The sequence below is a fragment of the Haloarcula rubripromontorii genome (assembly GCF_001280425.1).
Classification (GTDB): domain Archaea; phylum Halobacteriota; class Halobacteria; order Halobacteriales; family Haloarculaceae; genus Haloarcula; species Haloarcula rubripromontorii.
On sequence record NZ_LIUF01000001.1, the window covers coordinates 710839 to 724931 of the forward strand.

The following is a 14093-nucleotide window of genomic DNA, read 5'->3' on the forward strand; positions in this document are numbered from 1 at the left end:
CCGTCCGTCTTCGTGGGCATGAGCGACGCGAACGGGTTCGAGGAAGGGGCGAGCGGGTCACAGGGCGACCCGCGGGTACTCATCGCGATGAACGTCGTGCTCTCGACGGCGTTTGCGGCCACTATCGTCTGGGGGTTGAGCGTCATCGGCGCGGCGCAACTGACGGCCATCAACGTCGCGACCGGCGCGATACTGCTGTTCGCGCTGACCTACGCCATCACAGTCCAGTAACAGCCGGCGAAGCGACCGCGAGCGCGGCTCACTCCTGCTCGTAGGGATGGACGTCGTCCACCGCAGGCGCGCCGACGACGAGTGTCCGTACGGGCTCAGTCGCCGATTCAGGGTTGTGCGCCCGCTGGGGACTGTCCGGTTCAACGACAAAGGCTTCGTCTTCGTCGACCTCGTATGTCCCTTCGGGCGTCTCGACGGCGAGCGTTCCCGAGAGGACGTAAAACAGTTCCTCCTGGTCGTCGTGGTAGTGGTACGCGAGCGGGATGTCCTCGCCGGGGGCGACCTCGTAACGATTTACCGCGGCGTTTTCCAAGCCGGCCGCGTCGCTGAGAGAACGCTGGACGCTGGGTCGGTCCGGTGTCGGTTCGATGTCGTCGACCGCGAGATGATGATATCCCATGTCATCCCTATCGATGTCGACCGACGTAAAACGACTGCTACCGCGAGGTCTCAGTCCGAGGCTTCCTCGGCGTCGACCGGCTCCGTCGCGTCGGTTTCGAGGCGGACGACGCGAGCTTTCATGATGCGCGTGTTCTCGACCTGTTCGACGCGGATCTCGACGCCATCGTAGGTGATGGTCTCGCCCTCCTCGACCAGTCGGCCCGCCCGGTTGAAGATGAAGCCGGCGATGGTCTCGAACTCCTCGCCCTCCGGGAGGTCTAAGTCCAGCGCCTCGTTGACCTCCTCGATGTTGACCTCGCCTTTGACCGTCACGGTGTCGTCGTCGACGTACTCGATTGGCTCTTCCTCCTCGCCTTCGAGTATCTCGCCGACGATCTCTTCGGTCAGGTCCTCCATCGTCACCAGTCCCTCGGTTGTCCCGAACTCGTCGATGACGATGACCATGTGCAGGCGCTCGGCCCGCATCTCGGTCAGCAGGTCGTCGACGTTCTTCGATTCGGGGACGTGCAGCGTCGGCTCGATGAGGTCCTCGAGTTCCATGTCGCGGGCCAGCGCCTCGCCGTAGTTGAGGTCCCGAACGAGGTCACGGATGTGGATGACGCCGATGACGTTGTCCAGACTTCCCTCGTAGACGGGGATGCGGGCGTGGCCGCTCTGGATACAGGTCTCCAGCGCTTCCTCGACGGAGGCCTCCTTGGCGACGGCGGTCATGTCCAATCGCGGCGTCATCACCTCTTTGGCGATGGTATCGTTGAACCGGAGCGTGCGCTGGAGCATCTCCCGTTCGTCCTCGTCGAGGACGCCCTCGCGCTCACCCGTCTCGATGATGTCCTGTATCTCTTCGCGGGTGACATAGGAGGTCTCGATTGCGGAGCGGCCCCCAGTGATTTTGTTGACGACGCGAGTGAGGTAGTCGAACAACAGAATGAGCGGGAGCAGCACCTTCTCGGCGGCCTTGAGCGGCTTGGAGATGCGCAGCGCCCACGATTCTGTGTTCTCGACCGCGTAGCTCTTTGGCGCGCTCTCGCCGAACAGCAGCACGATAGCGGTGATACCGAACGTCGCGACCGCGACAGCTTGCCCCTGAGAGAGATAGAGTGCCAGCAGCCCGGTCGCGATGGAAGACATCGCGATGTTGACGAGGTTGTTCCCGACGAGAATCGTCACGAGCAGGCGGTGCGGGTCCGCCTTGAGTTGCTTGAGCGTCCTCGCGCCCGGGACGCCGTCCTCAACGAGGGCCTCTGTCCGGTGTGCGGGCAGCGAGAACATAGCGATCTCCGAAGACGAGAAGAACGCCGACAAGATGATGAGGAAGACGATAACGGCGGTGCCACCGACTAGCACCACGGTTTGGGGTATCGTGACGCCGGCGTATTCGATAGCCTGCAACATCGCTGTAGACAGCTCAAACGGCGCAGGTGGATCCAGGGCCATCAACGGTCGAAGTTGTAATGGGCAGGGATTAAGGCTTGTCATGAAGGGGTCGCCAGCGAAGCCCTTACCCGGCTTTCACGCGTACCGTCCCACAGAGTATGACCGAGTCCGACATCACACTGTACCGGTTGCAGGCGTGCCCGTTCTGCGAGCGCGTCGTCCGGAAGCTGCACGAATACGGTCTCGACTACCAGTCGCGGTTCGTCGAGCCGATGCACTCCGACCGTGACGTAGTCAAGCGGCTGTCCGGCAAGCGGACCGTGCCCGCTATCGTCGACGAGAACACCGGGGTCACGATGTCCGAGAGCGCGAACATCGTGGCGTATCTGGAGCGAACATACGGCGAGGGCGAGGAGACCGCGGGAGGTGTGGCCTGATGGACCTCGACTTCGACGTCGTCGACCTCGACCCGGTCGACCACCCCGAAGCAGGCGACACCGCGCCGGATTTCACACGCCCGCTCGTCAACGACGAGTTCTGGGAAGACGAATCGCTCGCGTCGGTGTGTGCCGACAGCGACCGGGTCGTGCTCGTGTTCCACGCGATGGACGGGGCGTTCCCGGCGACGTACATCTGGAACGAGATCCGCGACCGCGCGTGGCACGAGCAGGCCACCGTCGTCGGCGTCTCCATCTCGACGCCCTACGAGCACAAGCAGTTGCTCGAAGAGCGGGAAATAGAGGGGGACTACCGGCTGTTCTCGGACCCAGCAAACGGCGTCGCACAGCAGTACGGTATCGACATGGACCTCGACGGAATGGCCGGTATCGAGGAGCCGCGCCCGTCCGTGTTCGTCCTCGATAGCGACCGGACCGTCGAGTACGCGTGGGTGGCCGAGAACTGGCCCGACTTCCCGGACTACGACGACGTCGAAGCCCAGCTCTGACGATGACGACAGTCGACGACGCCGCGGCAGCGGTTCGCGACGGAGAGCTTGTCATCTATCCCACAGAGACAGTGTACGGTCTCGGCGCAGACGCCCTCGACGCTGCTGCTGTCGAACGGCTGTTCGAGGCGAAGGGCCGCGAGCGCGACAAGCCGGTGTCGATGGCCGTCCCCGACATCGAGTCCGCACGCGAGTACACCGACCTGAGTGAGCGTGAGCTGGCGTTCATGCGCGAGTTCCTCCCCGGCCCGGTCACTGTCGTGGTCGAACGCCGCGACACGGTTCCGGACGTGCTGGTCGCCGGCCGGGACCGCGTCGGGGTCCGCATCCCCGACCACGACCTCGCGCTCGAACTCCTCGCCGAAACCGGGCCACTCACGGCAACGAGCGCCAATATTTCCGGGACCCCGAGCGCCCGCACCGTCGGCGACCTCGACGCTATCCGCGAGCGTGCTGCCGTCGTACTCGACGCCGGCGAGACCGACGGCGGGACCGGGTCGACGGTCGTAAACGTCGACAGCGGGACGATTCATCGCCGCGGCGCACGCGCCGACGCTGTCGAGTCGTGGCTCGATGACCGGGTGTGACACGCCGCGGTATCGAAGCGACGACTCGTCTTATCGTAGCATCGACCGTAGCGACCGCGTCTTCACCCCGCAGTCGTCGCTGAACTCACAGGGCTCGCATTTGGCGTCGTTTCGCACCCGCCCCGGCGGGCCGTCGATGCTGTCGGCAGTTCTGATTGCCCGGCGGTAGACCCCGGCTCGCCGCGCGTTCACCTCGATGCGTCGAATCACGCCGTACGCCGGATACTCCGCGTAGGCGGTGTCGATGTCGCGTTCGCGCTCCCAGGCGAGCGCCTTCGCGGCGGCGACAAGCCGCACGGTCTGTGGCTCCCAGACACCGTCTTCGGGCGGCCGACCGGCGAACACGAGCGACGGCGCGGGGCCGTCCTGCCCAGTGACGACCTTGTGTGCGATCCCGCGGGCGTCCTTCCCTTCGAGATACGCGTCGGTCGCTGTCGGGGCAACCAGCGCGTCCCAGTCAGCCAACCGCTCTCGAAGCCCTCGAAGCCGGTCGCGATACTCGTCCGGTCCCACTTCGATGGGGGCTGCCAGCAGGGTAGCATCGTCAGTTAGCAGCCGCTCGTACTCCCGGGCGAGCCGGCGGATTGACTCGATTTCGTCGGGAATCTCGCTCGCGCCGTCGCGGCGGCGGTAGTAGAGCTTCCGTGGGCAGTAGGCGGCCGTTTCCAGTTCCCTGAACGTGTGGGTCGGCATGGGGGTGCGTGGTCGTGTGCTCCCACAAGAAGGTTCGGCGCACCGCTGGGCGTTCAAACAGCGGCACAGTGAGGCAGCCTACCGCAACAGGAGCACCTACAGAAGATAGCAGCGGGTCACATCGACACGTCAGCGCCGGAATCGAGTGAATCGATGTCCTCGGTGGCCTCGTCGAGGCCGTCCTCGCGGAGGGCGGCGGCGTGCTGTGTCGACAGCCCGGCGTCGGTCAGCACGTCCTCGAACTCGCTCTGGAACCGGTGAGAGACACGGCGGGCGGCGTCCTGTGCGGCAACGACGCGCCGGTAGTGGGCGGCCCGGGACTCGTCGATATCGAACTCGGCCGCGAGTTCGGCGACCGAGGGGTCGTCGTCGGCGACGCGACGGCGGAACGCGGGCAGGTCAAACGGTGCCTCTGTGTCCTCCTCGCGGAGGAGATGCAGGTCCAGTCGTGCCGCGACCACGTCGGACTCGTCCGCGCCGATCTCGGCCGCGATAGTCGCGTCGTCGCTCCCCTCGTAGAACAGTCGGACCACTGTCACCAGGGCCTCGTCGGCGAGTTCGGTTCGGAACTCGTACTGCTCGCGCATCCGCGCGATGACGTCACCGAGTCGGTCCGCGACACCGGCCTCGTCAGTATCGGCCAGGGACCCTCTCGACGCTTCCTGAGACTCCGTCACAGCCCCCTCGTCGGAGACGTCCATGAAGATGTCACGGAGTTCTTCGGTCTTCTCGTCCATCGAACATGAAACTACTTCTCGGGAGTCATATATCTGTCGGATGTGCAACGTGACGTGAGGAAACTTTCAACAGGTCTCTAATTCTCGCAGGACTGCGACGGGGTCGTGGCAAGATTTAAGCGGACACAAATCGGGTGTTACCGTATGTCATCAATAATCCAAACAACCACGCGCCCGACGTTCTGGCGTATCGGCGACGTGGGGAAAGCGCTGTTCTACTATCTGGCAGCGCTCGCCATCATCGTCTTTCTGTACGGTGTGTACAATCGCGTCACCCGCTATGCGCAGGGCAGCGAGGACCCCTTCGAGCGACTGGATGACCTGCCCCAGCGGACGGTTGCAGCGGCGCAGTTGGCGCTGTCAAATCGGAAGCAGCTGGACCGCGACACCGTCGCTGGCGTGATGCACGCGTTCATCGTCTGGGGCTTTCTGACGCTACTCATCGGGACGACAATTCTGGGTATCGACATGGACCTCTACCGGCCGCTGACCGGTGAGTCCTTCTTTGTCGGCCAGTTCTATCTCTCTTATTCGTTCGTCATGGATGCCATGGGGCTACTGTTCGTCGTCGGCGTCGGCGTCGCGCTGTGGCGGCGTTACGGCCGCAAGCTCGACCGCCTCCACGACCGCCACACGTCCCGCGAGGACGACCTGTTTCTCGGCGCGCTGTTCGTGCTTGGCGTCGGCGGCTACCTCACTGAGGGTGTCCGGATTCTCGGGACCTCGACCGTTCGAGATGTCTCCTTCGAGACGGTGAGCTTCGTCGGCTGGTCGGTCAAGGAAGTACTCGTCATGGCCGGGATGACACCGGAGATGGCAGCGGGCGCGTACCCCTTTGTCTGGTGGAGCCACTCCCTCGTCGCGCTGTGGTTCGTCGCCTGGATCCCCTACGCGAAGCCGTTCCACATGCTCTCGTCGTTTGCCAACCTCGTCGCGCGCGACGAGAAGGCCGGGGTGCGACTGCCCGGCGTGCCGAGCGACGCGAGTCCAGACGAAATCGGCCCCAGCGACATCGACGACTTCTCCTGGAAGCAGTTGCTCGACCACGACGCCTGCACCAAATGTGGGCGATGTTCCTCGGTCTGTCCGGCCAAGGCGTCCGGTCGGCCGCTGGACCCGCGCAACGTCATCCTCGACCTGAAACGCTACCGTGAGGAGCGCGACGCCGGTGGTGAGGACGTACCCATCGTCGCCGACGGCGGCACCTCGGTCATCGACGCCCACACGATGGAGTCCTGCATGTCCTGTATGGCCTGCATGGACGCCTGTCCGGTCGACATCGAGCACGTCACCCAGTTCACCGAGATGAACCGCCGGCTGACCGAGGCCGGCGAGATGGACGAACACGTACAGGACGCGATGATGAACGTGTTCCAGCACGGCAACACCTTCGGCGACCCCGAGCGCGCCCGGCCGGACTGGACCGAGGACCTCGACTTCGAGGTGCCAGACGCTCGCGACGAACCGGTGGAGTACCTCTGGTACGTCGGCGATTACCCCAGCTACGACGAGCGCAACCAGAAAATAGCACGCGCGCTGGCCCGCGTCTTCGAGGCGGCCGGCGTCGACTACGGCATCCTCTACGAGGCCGAACAGACCGACGGCAACGACGTGCGCCGCGTCGGCGAGGAGGGCCTCTACGAGATGCTCGTCGAAGACAACGCCGAGGCGATGCTGGACTGTGAGTTCGAGTCTATCGTCACGACGGACCCCCACGCCTACAACACATTCATGAACGAGTACCCCGAGTTCGAGGCCTGTGAGTGGGGCGAGGACGACGTGTTCCACTACACGCAGGTCGTCGCAGACCTCGCCAGTGCTGGCGCGCTCGACCTTTCCGGGACCGAACTCGACTACACCGTCACCTACCACGACCCCTGCCACCTCGGGCGGTACAACGGCGAGTTCGAAGCGCCGCGGGACCTCATCCGCGCAACCGGGGCCGATCTCCACGAGATGCCCCGCAACAGGGACGACTCCTTCTGCTGTGGCGGCGGTGGCGGCGGCCTCTGGATGGACCTCGAAGAAGAAAGCAAACCCAGCGAGGAACGCCTGCGCGAGGCCCTCGAAGACACCGAGGCGGGCGCGGCCGTCGAGAAGTTCGTCGTCGCCTGCCCGATGTGCATGACGATGTACGAGGACGGGCGCAAAACCGGCGGCTACGAGGACGACATCGAGATCGTCGGCGTGACAGAACTGCTGGCGGAGGCCGTCGACACTGGCACCCGAGCATAGCTATCCGGTCGGAGTACGCGGTTCACAGCCGCTCACAGACCTGTTTCCCGCTCACGACCTCGGGGATTATTACCTCGTCCGCTCCGACGCGGCGGGCCACGGTCTCGTCCTGCTGGTCGCCGGCCCGAACGATGAGCTGGACAGTGGGCGCGAGCTGGCTGGCCAGCACCGCAATCTGAATATTTGCGTTCGTGTCATCGATTGCACCGATGACGGTGTCGGCTCGCTTGACGCCCGCATCTGTCAGTGCGTCCTCGCGGCTCGCGTCAGCCTCCAGCGCGAGATGGCCGTCATCAAGCGCCTGTTCGTACTGTTCCGCCTGCTGTTCGATGACGACCACTCGGGTGTCCGTATCGCCGATCTGTGCCGCAACGGTCTGTCCGAACGTCCCGTATCCACAGACGACGACGTGGTCGTTCAGATCCTCGATTCGCTGTGCGATTTGCATACGTGTGAGTTCCGTCTGAACCTGGCCGCCGAAGGCCGCCGACAGCGCTGTCTCGCCAGTCCACAGCCCGGCGACGACGAGACCAGTCAGTACGACGATGGCGTAGCCTTTGACCAGCCTCGCAGGCCCGTCGTGGCTCTGAAAGTGGAGTTCGATGCTCGTGGGGTCGAGCAGCCAGAACAGTGCGTTGACGACGCCGACGCCGCCCAGCGTGACGAAACCGACCACGCCGGCGACGACCAGCCCGACGAACGCGAGAACCGGTTTCGAGAGTTGCCGAAGCAACGACCGGTCCGTGTCTGTACTGCTGTCGCTGCGTTCCATTGCTGTAGCTATCGAAGGTCGCGACACAGCGCCGCCGAAACCGGCGCTGCCGTGGTTCGCCGCCGAGTTCAGTCTGTCAGTGTCTCGGCGGGGGGTGTGCGTGGCTCCTCGACGGGTGCGGCGTCGCCGCGGTCCGTACTCGGCGCACGGCTCCGGTCCGGGTAGACCCGTTTGACACAATCAGCACAATTGGTGACAAGTACCATACACCGTGGTCAGGAGAGCTTGCATATGTATGTTGCCGGAATATGGCTAGACGAAAACTAATGACATAATATACCATTAATATGTGTTCAGATTCGGGACTGGCGGTCGGGTCAGCTACCCACTCTATCGCTACTTGCCAGCCAAACGCTTAACGCCGCCAGACACCCACAGCGAGATAATGGAGGTCGCACTGGTCACTGTCGGTGACGAACTGCTCGCTGGCGACACGGAGAACACGAACGCGTCGTGGCTGGGCCGCCAGCTCACGGCTGCCGGCGCGAGCGTCACCCGAGTCCTGACTGTGCCCGACAACGAGGCGGTCATCGCCGAGGCTGTGGCGCGATATCACGACGGCTTCGACGCGGTCATCGTCACCGGCGGCATCGGCGGGACACCCGACGACGTGACGAAGGCGGGCGTGGCACGGGCGTTCGGCCGCGTACTCGTCGTTCCCGACGACGTGCGGGCACACCTCGAAGCGAAGGCCGAGCGCTTCGCCGAGGACAACCCCGAGATGGTGGACCGCTACGACATGGACCTCGACCTCGACGCGTGGGCGGCAGTCCCCGAGGGCGGCCAGCCGCTGCTGACCGACGAGAGCTTCGCCGCTGGCTGTGTCATCGACGGCGTGTACGTGTTCCCGGGTATCCCCGAGGAACTGAAGGCGATGTACGAGACCGTTGCCGACGAGTTCGACGGCGACCGGACGACGGAGACGATTCACACGCCCGCGCCCGAGGGCGCGTTGGTCGGCCGTGTTACCGAAGCCCGCGAACAGTTCGACGTGGCCGTCGGGAGCTATCCGCGCAAAGACGACGCGCCGGGACGGGTGAAAGTCACGGGCGACGACCCGGCGGCCGTCGCCGACGCGGCGGCGTGGCTCCGCGAGCGAATCGAGACTGCCGACGGCGGGTGAGCGGGCCTACATCCCGCCGCCCGCACCGCCACAGCCTGCGGCCCCGCCGGCACCTGCAGCCCCGCCGGCCGCAGCGCCAGCGCACGCGGCAGCCGCGCCCGCGCTCGCCCCGGCACAGTGGGCCGCAATGGCCGCCTGCCCGCCGCTGTACGCGCCCGTCCCCATCGATTCGGCGTCGAAGGGCGTCCAGTCGACCGGCGGGATTTCGTCGTCGCCGTTATCCGCCTCGGTGACGGCCGCTCGGAGGGCATCGAGGTCGAATCCGGGGTCGGTCAGGTATCGCTCGACGAGCGGGGGGTGGACCGCGATGCGGCAGTAGATGACCGCGTCCTCCTCTTCGTGGGCGTACGCGAACTGGAGGTCGTAGTGGCGGACGTGGCAGTCGGCGAACGGCTCCCGCACCGCCTCCAGCGCCCGGCCGACAAACGACCAGACGGCGTCGCGGTCCGGTTCGCCGGCGTCCTCGAACAGGAAGGTAACCACGGGGACGAGGATGTCGTCGCCGTCGTCGTGGACGTTGACCTTGTTGACCTCGGCGAGGTCCGGGTCCTCAGCGAGTTCCTCGGGCAGCGGGTCGAAGGCGGCGTCGATGGCGTCGTTGGCGGCCTCGCGCTCCTCGCGGTAGTCTGGTGTCAGGTCCGCGAATCCGAGGCCGTCGAGGAAGTCGTGCATCTGTTCGGTCAGCGAGTCACTGTCCTCAGAGGGCATCGGTCAGGTGTGACGGCGGCGTCGGCATAAATCTCGTGTCCGGCCGGGAGCGTGTCACACGGCCCCCGCGTCCCGTCGCCGAGGGCGCAGTCGCCGCCGCAAGCGGTGGGTTCATGCCGCGGACGGCCGGAGAGCCCGGTATGAACCTGACACAGCGCCCGCGCCGCCTGCGGACCGACGGCGTGCGCCCGCTGGTGCGCGAGACGGACCTCTCGGCATCTGACCTCATCGCCCCAGTGTTCGTCGACGCGACGACTGACGAACGGGTCCCTATCGAGACGATGCCGGGCCACGAACGGGTCCCTATCGATGATGCGGTCGACCGCGTCGAGGAGGTCCGCGAGACCGGCGTCGAAGCCGTGATGCTGTTCGGCGTCCCGGAGTCGAAAGACGAACGCGGGAGCCGCGCCTGGGCCGAGGACGGCGTCGTGCAGGAGGCGACCCGCCAGATTACAAGCGAAACCGACGCCTACGTCATCACCGACGTATGCCTCTGTGAGTACACCGACCACGGCCATTGCGGCGTCCTCGAAGACGCCGCCGCCGAGGACCCCCGGCTGACGGTGCGCAACGACGAGACGCTTGACCTGCTTGGGAAAATCGCCGCGAGCCACGCCGCGGCCGGGGCCGACATGGTCGCGCCGTCGGGCATGATCGACGGCATGGTCGGCGCAATCCGGGAGGCGCTGGACGCCCAAGGCGACACCGACGTTCCCATCATGAGCTACGCCGCGAAGTACGAGTCGGCCTTCTACGGGCCGTTCCGTGACGCCGCCGACGGCGCGCCGGCCTTCGGCGACCGGCGGCACTACCAGATGGACCCCGCGAACGCACGCGAGGCCCGGCGCGAGGTCGCCCTCGACGTCGAGCAGGGCGCGGACGTGCTGATGGTCAAGCCCGCGCTGCCGTATCTGGACATCGTCAAGGAGGTCCGAGACTCCTACGACCACCCCGTCGCCGCCTACAACGTCTCCGGCGAGTACGCGATGTTACACGCCGCCGCCGAGAAGGGCTGGCTCGACCTCGAAGCGGTCGCCTACGAGTCGCTGCTATCCATCAAACGCGCCGGCGCGGACCTGATTCTCACCTACTTCGCTGAGGACCTCGCAGACGAACTCTAGCTCGGTTGCTTTCCGCCTGTCCGACCCCACCCGTGCGAGACCCACGACAAGCCACAGGTCCCCAACCTATTCATGCGACAGGAGCGGAGTGGCTGTATGCAGCGACAGTCCCTCCTCGTGGCGGTTGTCGCCGCGATTGCGCTGCTGTCGTTCAGCGTCGGGGCCGCGAGCCTCGACGCTGCCACCGGGTCCGATCAGGCGGAGATGACCCGGGACGACAGCGAGATCGACAACCCCGACGGACAGGGCCTCAGCGACCCACCGGGTAGCATCGACCCGCCCGAAAGCGATGGCGGTGCCCGCGCACTGTTGCCGAGTGTCCCCGCCCCAGCAGTCGGGGCGCTCGCCGTCGGCCTCGCGGTCGGACTCGCGGTGCTCTGGCGGCTCGCTAGCCAGAGCCGGACAATTGATGAGGCGGGCGGCGAGACGCCGGCTGTCGCAACGACGGAGTCCGCGAGAAGCCCCGCACATAGCGCGGCTGAAATCGAGGTCCCGCTCACCAACGACGTGTACCGCGCGTGGGCCGCACTCGAGAACGCCGTCGCCCCGGACCGCAGTTCTTCGACGCCACAGGACATTGAGACAGCAGCAACGGGAGCCGGTGCCGACCCCGACGCCGTCGCCTCGCTCCGGTCGGTGTTCGAGCGGGTTCGCTACGGCCGGGACCAGCCGGATGGGGATCTGGAATCGCAGGCCCGCGAGGCGCTGGAACGGGCGACCGACGACACGGACAATATCGCGGCGAATCCCGACGACATCGGCGACGAGTCCGGAGCGGGGGCCGAGCCGTGACGCTGCGCCGGGTCCCGCTCGCGCTCGGCCTCGTCGCGACGGCCATCGGCATCGGTCTCGCCGCTCTCGGCGCGCCGCTGTTGCCCGCCGGCGCTGTCTCGGACCTCCCGATCCTCGCTGCGGCCGTTTTCGCTGGCGGTGTCGCACTGCTGGCGCTCCTCGTTCGCTCCCTCGACAGCGAACGCGGGATGGCGCTGCCGGACACTGACAGCCAGTACGTCACAGTCCCCGGCGACGATATTGACGAGGCACTTGGTTCTGGGGCCGGACAAGAAGCCATCCGGCAGCGCGTCGAGGGAGTCGCAGTCACCGTCCTCCAGCGCGACGGGCTCTCGCCCGACGAGGCAACGGCTGCGCTCCGGTCTGGCGCGTGGACGGACAGGGAGCCGGCCCGGGAGTTGTTCGACGGCACGCCAATTTCACTCCGTGCGCGGCTGTCCGGGTGGCTCTCGGGTATCCGCCCGTTCCAGCGGCGTGTCGCCTACGCGACGGCCGAACTCCGGCGGCGGGACGAGGAGCAATGAGCGAGACGCAACGGACCGGACGCTGGTTCGGGCTGGCCGGGGCCGCACTGGTCGCTGTCGGTGTCGGGCTGGTGGGACAGGTCCCTGCGCTCGTGTTGCTGGGCGGGCTCGGCGTCACGCTGAGCGCGTACGACCGCGTCGCCGTCCCGCCTGCCGCGGACGTGTCGATACAGCGGTCCATCACACCGACTGAGCCGGCGCTGGGTGAGCGGGTGACCGTCGCGCTCACGGTCCGCAACGACGGGTCGCGGACGATTCCGGACCTCCGGCTCGCCGACGGCGTCCCGGATTCTGTCCGCGTTGTCGAAGGGTCGGCGTCGCTGGGGGCGGCGCTGCGCCCCGGCGCGTCGACGACGATCACCTACGAGATTACCGGCGGAACCGACCGCTGCGTGTTCGACCCGGCAACGGTCGTCGTCAGGGACGTTGTCGGCGTCGTCGCCCGGCGAACGTCCGTCACGGCCGAACCCGACACCGTCACGTGGGAACAGCCGACCAGTTCGGCGCTGTTGCCGCTGGTCCCCGCAGTGGCCCGCCGGCCCGGGACGGTGCCCGTCGACGAGGGCGGCGAAGGAGTCTCCTTCTACGCAGTCAGGGAGCACCGCTCGAACGACCCCCTTTCGCGCGTCGACTGGAACCAGTACGCCCGCACCGGCGACCTGCGGACCGTCGAGTTCCGCCGCGAACAGTCGGCGACGGTCGTGGTCGTCGTCGACGCCAGGTCGGCCGCCGCGCTGGCCCCGCGGCCGGACGCCGAGACGGCTATCGAGCGGTCGACGATGGCCGCCGTCGCCCTCGTCGAGGGGCTCCCGGAGGACGGCCACGAGGTCGGCGTCGCGGCGTACTCACCACATGGCGCGTGGCTCGCACCGGGCACGAGCGCTGCCCACCAGCAACAGGCCCGGACCCTGCTCAGGACCGACCGCGCGTTCGCCGCGACATCGGTCACCCGAACACCGGATACGACGAAGCTCATCGCGCAGTTGCCGACAGCGGCGAACGTCGTCTTCCTCGGCCCACTATGTGACGACGACAGCGAGGCGCTAGTCCGCCGACTCGCCGCCAGCGGTCACCCGGTGACGGTCCTGAGCCCCGACCCGACCGCGACGGATACCGCGGGCCACCGGCTAGCCCGACTCGAACGCCGCGAACGGCTCCGACGGTTGCGAGCGGCCGGAATTTCAGTCCACGACTGGCCCGCAGGCGAACCGCTGGCACAGGTCACTGAACGGGCCTGGCGAGGTGGCCGATGACGTACCGAACTGGCGTCGTCTGTGGGGGTGCAGCACTGGCGGCGGGAGTTGTGACGCTATTCGTCGCCGGCATCACTGCGGTCTCGACCGCTGCTGCCCTCGTTGGCGCGGTGCTGCTCGCCGGCGGACAGCTGATTCAGTCTGGGCGGCTGATCGACCTCGCCAGCGCGTCGCTGTTCCTTGCATTGTTGGCGGCCGCCCTGCAGGGAGCAACGACGACGACGGTGCTGGTCGCAGGCGGCGCGACGGTGCTGGCCTGGACGTTCGCACACGCGGCAATCGACCTCTATGCAGACCTCGGGACAGCCCCCGGGACGCCCGTCGAACTCACCCACGTCGCGGGAACGACAGGGGTTGTCGGGGGGAGCGTCGTGGTGACGACGCTGCTCTTTCAGCTCGACGTGCCGCCGCTGTCGCCGCTGGCGCTGGCAAGCGTCGTGCTGGGCGCAATCGCACTGACCGCGGCGCTCAGGCGATGACCGGTCGAGCAGTGTGTACGGATGACTGAGAGCGCGCGCAAGCAAAAACGGCCTATTTGGCCCCCTGTGGCCGGAACTGGGCTCGACAAACGTCCAAAATTCCAGTATACATATAC

The 14093-nt window shown here is 66.6% G+C and carries 19 protein-coding genes; 11 read left to right on the top strand and 8 right to left on the bottom strand.

Going from position 1 to position 14093, the window contains the following annotated elements; genetic code table 11:
• Nucleotides 1–18 precede the first annotated feature (18 nt).
• A complete protein-coding gene (locus AMS69_RS03670; RefSeq protein ID WP_053966730.1) occupies nucleotides 19–231 on the top strand; it encodes a hypothetical protein in 213 nt (70 codons plus the stop codon).
• 28 nt (nucleotides 232–259) lie between these two features.
• Here AMS69_RS03670 and AMS69_RS03675 read toward each other — a convergent pair whose 3' ends face one another.
• Both AMS69_RS03675 and AMS69_RS03680 read right to left on the bottom strand, forming a co-directional pair.
• Complete coding sequence (locus AMS69_RS03675) at nucleotides 260–631, bottom strand: cupin domain-containing protein (RefSeq protein ID WP_053966731.1); 372 nt, start codon at nucleotides 629–631, stop codon at nucleotides 260–262.
• Nucleotides 632–681: 50 nt separating this feature from the next.
• Nucleotides 682–2067, bottom strand: coding sequence for a hemolysin family protein (locus AMS69_RS03680; RefSeq protein WP_053966732.1), 1386 nt, complete (start codon nucleotides 2065–2067; stop codon nucleotides 682–684).
• 98 nt (nucleotides 2068–2165) lie between these two features.
• Between AMS69_RS03680 and AMS69_RS03685 the strand changes: the two genes are divergently transcribed.
• Genes AMS69_RS03685 through AMS69_RS03695 form a run of 3 tightly spaced genes read left to right on the top strand, consistent with a single transcriptional unit; the run spans nucleotide 2166 to nucleotide 3540 of the window.
• Nucleotides 2166–2444, top strand: a complete 279-nt coding sequence (locus AMS69_RS03685; RefSeq protein ID WP_053966733.1) for a glutathione S-transferase N-terminal domain-containing protein — start codon at nucleotides 2166–2168, stop codon at nucleotides 2442–2444.
• A complete protein-coding gene (locus AMS69_RS03690) occupies nucleotides 2444–2953 on the top strand; it encodes a redoxin domain-containing protein (protein WP_053966734.1) in 510 nt (169 codons plus the stop codon). The genes AMS69_RS03685 and AMS69_RS03690 overlap by 1 nt, the downstream gene beginning before the upstream one ends.
• A 2-nt stretch (nucleotides 2954–2955) precedes the next feature.
• Nucleotides 2956–3540 carry an L-threonylcarbamoyladenylate synthase gene (locus tag AMS69_RS03695; RefSeq protein ID WP_053966735.1) on the top strand — a complete coding sequence of 195 codons (585 nt, stop codon included), beginning with the start codon at nucleotides 2956–2958 and terminating at the stop codon, nucleotides 3538–3540.
• A 30-nt stretch (nucleotides 3541–3570) separates the two neighbouring features.
• Here AMS69_RS03695 and AMS69_RS03700 read toward each other — a convergent pair whose 3' ends face one another.
• Nucleotides 3571–4233: a CRISPR-associated protein Cas4 gene (locus AMS69_RS03700; protein WP_053966736.1), complete on the bottom strand. Its 663-nt coding sequence runs from the start codon at nucleotides 4231–4233 to the stop codon at nucleotides 3571–3573.
• Nucleotides 4234–4349: 116 nt separating this feature from the next.
• Nucleotides 4350–4970, bottom strand: a complete 621-nt coding sequence (locus AMS69_RS03705; RefSeq protein ID WP_053966737.1) for a hypothetical protein — start codon at nucleotides 4968–4970, stop codon at nucleotides 4350–4352.
• Nucleotides 4971–5114: 144 nt separating this feature from the next.
• Between AMS69_RS03705 and AMS69_RS03710 the strand changes: the two genes are divergently transcribed.
• Entirely contained in the window at nucleotides 5115–7205 is a 2091-nt protein-coding gene (locus tag AMS69_RS03710) for a (Fe-S)-binding protein (RefSeq protein WP_053966738.1), read from the top strand.
• Between the two features lie 22 nt (nucleotides 7206–7227).
• Here AMS69_RS03710 and AMS69_RS03715 read toward each other — a convergent pair whose 3' ends face one another.
• Complete coding sequence (locus AMS69_RS03715; protein WP_053966739.1) at nucleotides 7228–7977, bottom strand: potassium channel family protein; 750 nt, start codon at nucleotides 7975–7977, stop codon at nucleotides 7228–7230.
• 68 nt (nucleotides 7978–8045) lie between these two features.
• Entirely contained in the window at nucleotides 8046–8183 is a 138-nt protein-coding gene (locus tag AMS69_RS20490; RefSeq protein ID WP_170082678.1) for a hypothetical protein, read from the bottom strand.
• Between the two features lie 179 nt (nucleotides 8184–8362).
• Between AMS69_RS20490 and AMS69_RS03720 the strand changes: the two genes are divergently transcribed.
• The gene (locus AMS69_RS03720) at nucleotides 8363–9100 is read left to right on the top strand and encodes a competence/damage-inducible protein A (RefSeq protein ID WP_053966740.1); all 738 of its coding nucleotides are present in this window, start codon (nucleotides 8363–8365) and stop codon (nucleotides 9098–9100) included.
• Nucleotides 9101–9106: 6 nt separating this feature from the next.
• Here AMS69_RS03720 and AMS69_RS03725 read toward each other — a convergent pair whose 3' ends face one another.
• Complete coding sequence (locus AMS69_RS03725; protein ID WP_053966741.1) at nucleotides 9107–9808, bottom strand: hypothetical protein; 702 nt, start codon at nucleotides 9806–9808, stop codon at nucleotides 9107–9109.
• Nucleotides 9798–9923, bottom strand: coding sequence for a hypothetical protein (locus AMS69_RS21020; RefSeq protein WP_255518348.1), 126 nt, complete (start codon nucleotides 9921–9923; stop codon nucleotides 9798–9800). Before AMS69_RS21020 ends, AMS69_RS03725 begins: the two co-directional genes overlap by 11 nt.
• Before the next feature lie 25 nt (nucleotides 9924–9948).
• Here AMS69_RS21020 and hemB point away from each other — a divergent pair, with 25 nt between their 5' ends.
• The 5 genes from hemB to AMS69_RS03750 all read left to right on the top strand — a co-directional run bounded on the left by hemB (nucleotide 9949) and on the right by AMS69_RS03750 (nucleotide 13977).
• Nucleotides 9949–10929, top strand: coding sequence for a porphobilinogen synthase (gene hemB, locus AMS69_RS03730; protein ID WP_053966742.1), 981 nt, complete (start codon nucleotides 9949–9951; stop codon nucleotides 10927–10929).
• Nucleotides 10930–11025: 96 nt separating this feature from the next.
• Complete coding sequence (locus AMS69_RS03735; protein WP_053966743.1) at nucleotides 11026–11721, top strand: DUF4129 domain-containing protein; 696 nt, start codon at nucleotides 11026–11028, stop codon at nucleotides 11719–11721.
• A complete protein-coding gene (locus AMS69_RS03740) occupies nucleotides 11718–12245 on the top strand; it encodes a DUF7269 family protein (RefSeq protein WP_053966744.1) in 528 nt (175 codons plus the stop codon). Before AMS69_RS03735 ends, AMS69_RS03740 begins: the two co-directional genes overlap by 4 nt.
• A complete protein-coding gene (locus AMS69_RS03745) occupies nucleotides 12242–13498 on the top strand; it encodes a DUF58 domain-containing protein (protein WP_053966745.1) in 1257 nt (418 codons plus the stop codon). Before AMS69_RS03740 ends, AMS69_RS03745 begins: the two co-directional genes overlap by 4 nt.
• Nucleotides 13495–13977 (top strand): DUF7519 family protein, encoded by a 483-nt coding sequence (locus AMS69_RS03750; protein ID WP_053966746.1) that lies wholly within the window; start codon nucleotides 13495–13497, stop codon nucleotides 13975–13977. The genes AMS69_RS03745 and AMS69_RS03750 overlap by 4 nt, the downstream gene beginning before the upstream one ends.
• Nucleotides 13978–14093: the final 116 nt, after the last annotated feature.

Coding starts and splice junctions, on each gene's coding strand:
- AMS69_RS03670 (WP_053966730.1), top strand. CDS start 19: ATGAGCGACGCGAACGGGTTCGAGGAAGGGGCGAGCGGGTCACAGGGC.
- AMS69_RS03675 (WP_053966731.1), bottom strand. CDS start 631: ATGGGATATCATCATCTCGCGGTCGACGACATCGAACCGACACCGGAC.
- AMS69_RS03680 (WP_053966732.1), bottom strand. CDS start 2,067: ATGGCCCTGGATCCACCTGCGCCGTTTGAGCTGTCTACAGCGATGTTG.
- AMS69_RS03685 (WP_053966733.1), top strand. CDS start 2,166: ATGACCGAGTCCGACATCACACTGTACCGGTTGCAGGCGTGCCCGTTC.
- AMS69_RS03690 (WP_053966734.1), top strand. CDS start 2,444: ATGGACCTCGACTTCGACGTCGTCGACCTCGACCCGGTCGACCACCCC.
- AMS69_RS03695 (WP_053966735.1), top strand. CDS start 2,956: ATGACGACAGTCGACGACGCCGCGGCAGCGGTTCGCGACGGAGAGCTT.
- AMS69_RS03700 (WP_053966736.1), bottom strand. CDS start 4,233: ATGCCGACCCACACGTTCAGGGAACTGGAAACGGCCGCCTACTGCCCA.
- AMS69_RS03705 (WP_053966737.1), bottom strand. CDS start 4,970: ATGGACGAGAAGACCGAAGAACTCCGTGACATCTTCATGGACGTCTCC.
- AMS69_RS03710 (WP_053966738.1), top strand. CDS start 5,115: ATGTCATCAATAATCCAAACAACCACGCGCCCGACGTTCTGGCGTATC.
- AMS69_RS03715 (WP_053966739.1), bottom strand. CDS start 7,977: ATGGAACGCAGCGACAGCAGTACAGACACGGACCGGTCGTTGCTTCGG.
- AMS69_RS20490 (WP_170082678.1), bottom strand. CDS start 8,183: ATGGTACTTGTCACCAATTGTGCTGATTGTGTCAAACGGGTCTACCCG.
- AMS69_RS03720 (WP_053966740.1), top strand. CDS start 8,363: ATGGAGGTCGCACTGGTCACTGTCGGTGACGAACTGCTCGCTGGCGAC.
- AMS69_RS03725 (WP_053966741.1), bottom strand. CDS start 9,808: ATGCCCTCTGAGGACAGTGACTCGCTGACCGAACAGATGCACGACTTC.
- AMS69_RS21020 (WP_255518348.1), bottom strand. CDS start 9,923: ATGAACCCACCGCTTGCGGCGGCGACTGCGCCCTCGGCGACGGGACGC.
- hemB (WP_053966742.1), top strand. CDS start 9,949: ATGAACCTGACACAGCGCCCGCGCCGCCTGCGGACCGACGGCGTGCGC.
- AMS69_RS03735 (WP_053966743.1), top strand. CDS start 11,026: ATGCAGCGACAGTCCCTCCTCGTGGCGGTTGTCGCCGCGATTGCGCTG.
- AMS69_RS03745 (WP_053966745.1), top strand. CDS start 12,242: ATGAGCGAGACGCAACGGACCGGACGCTGGTTCGGGCTGGCCGGGGCC.
- AMS69_RS03750 (WP_053966746.1), top strand. CDS start 13,495: ATGACGTACCGAACTGGCGTCGTCTGTGGGGGTGCAGCACTGGCGGCG.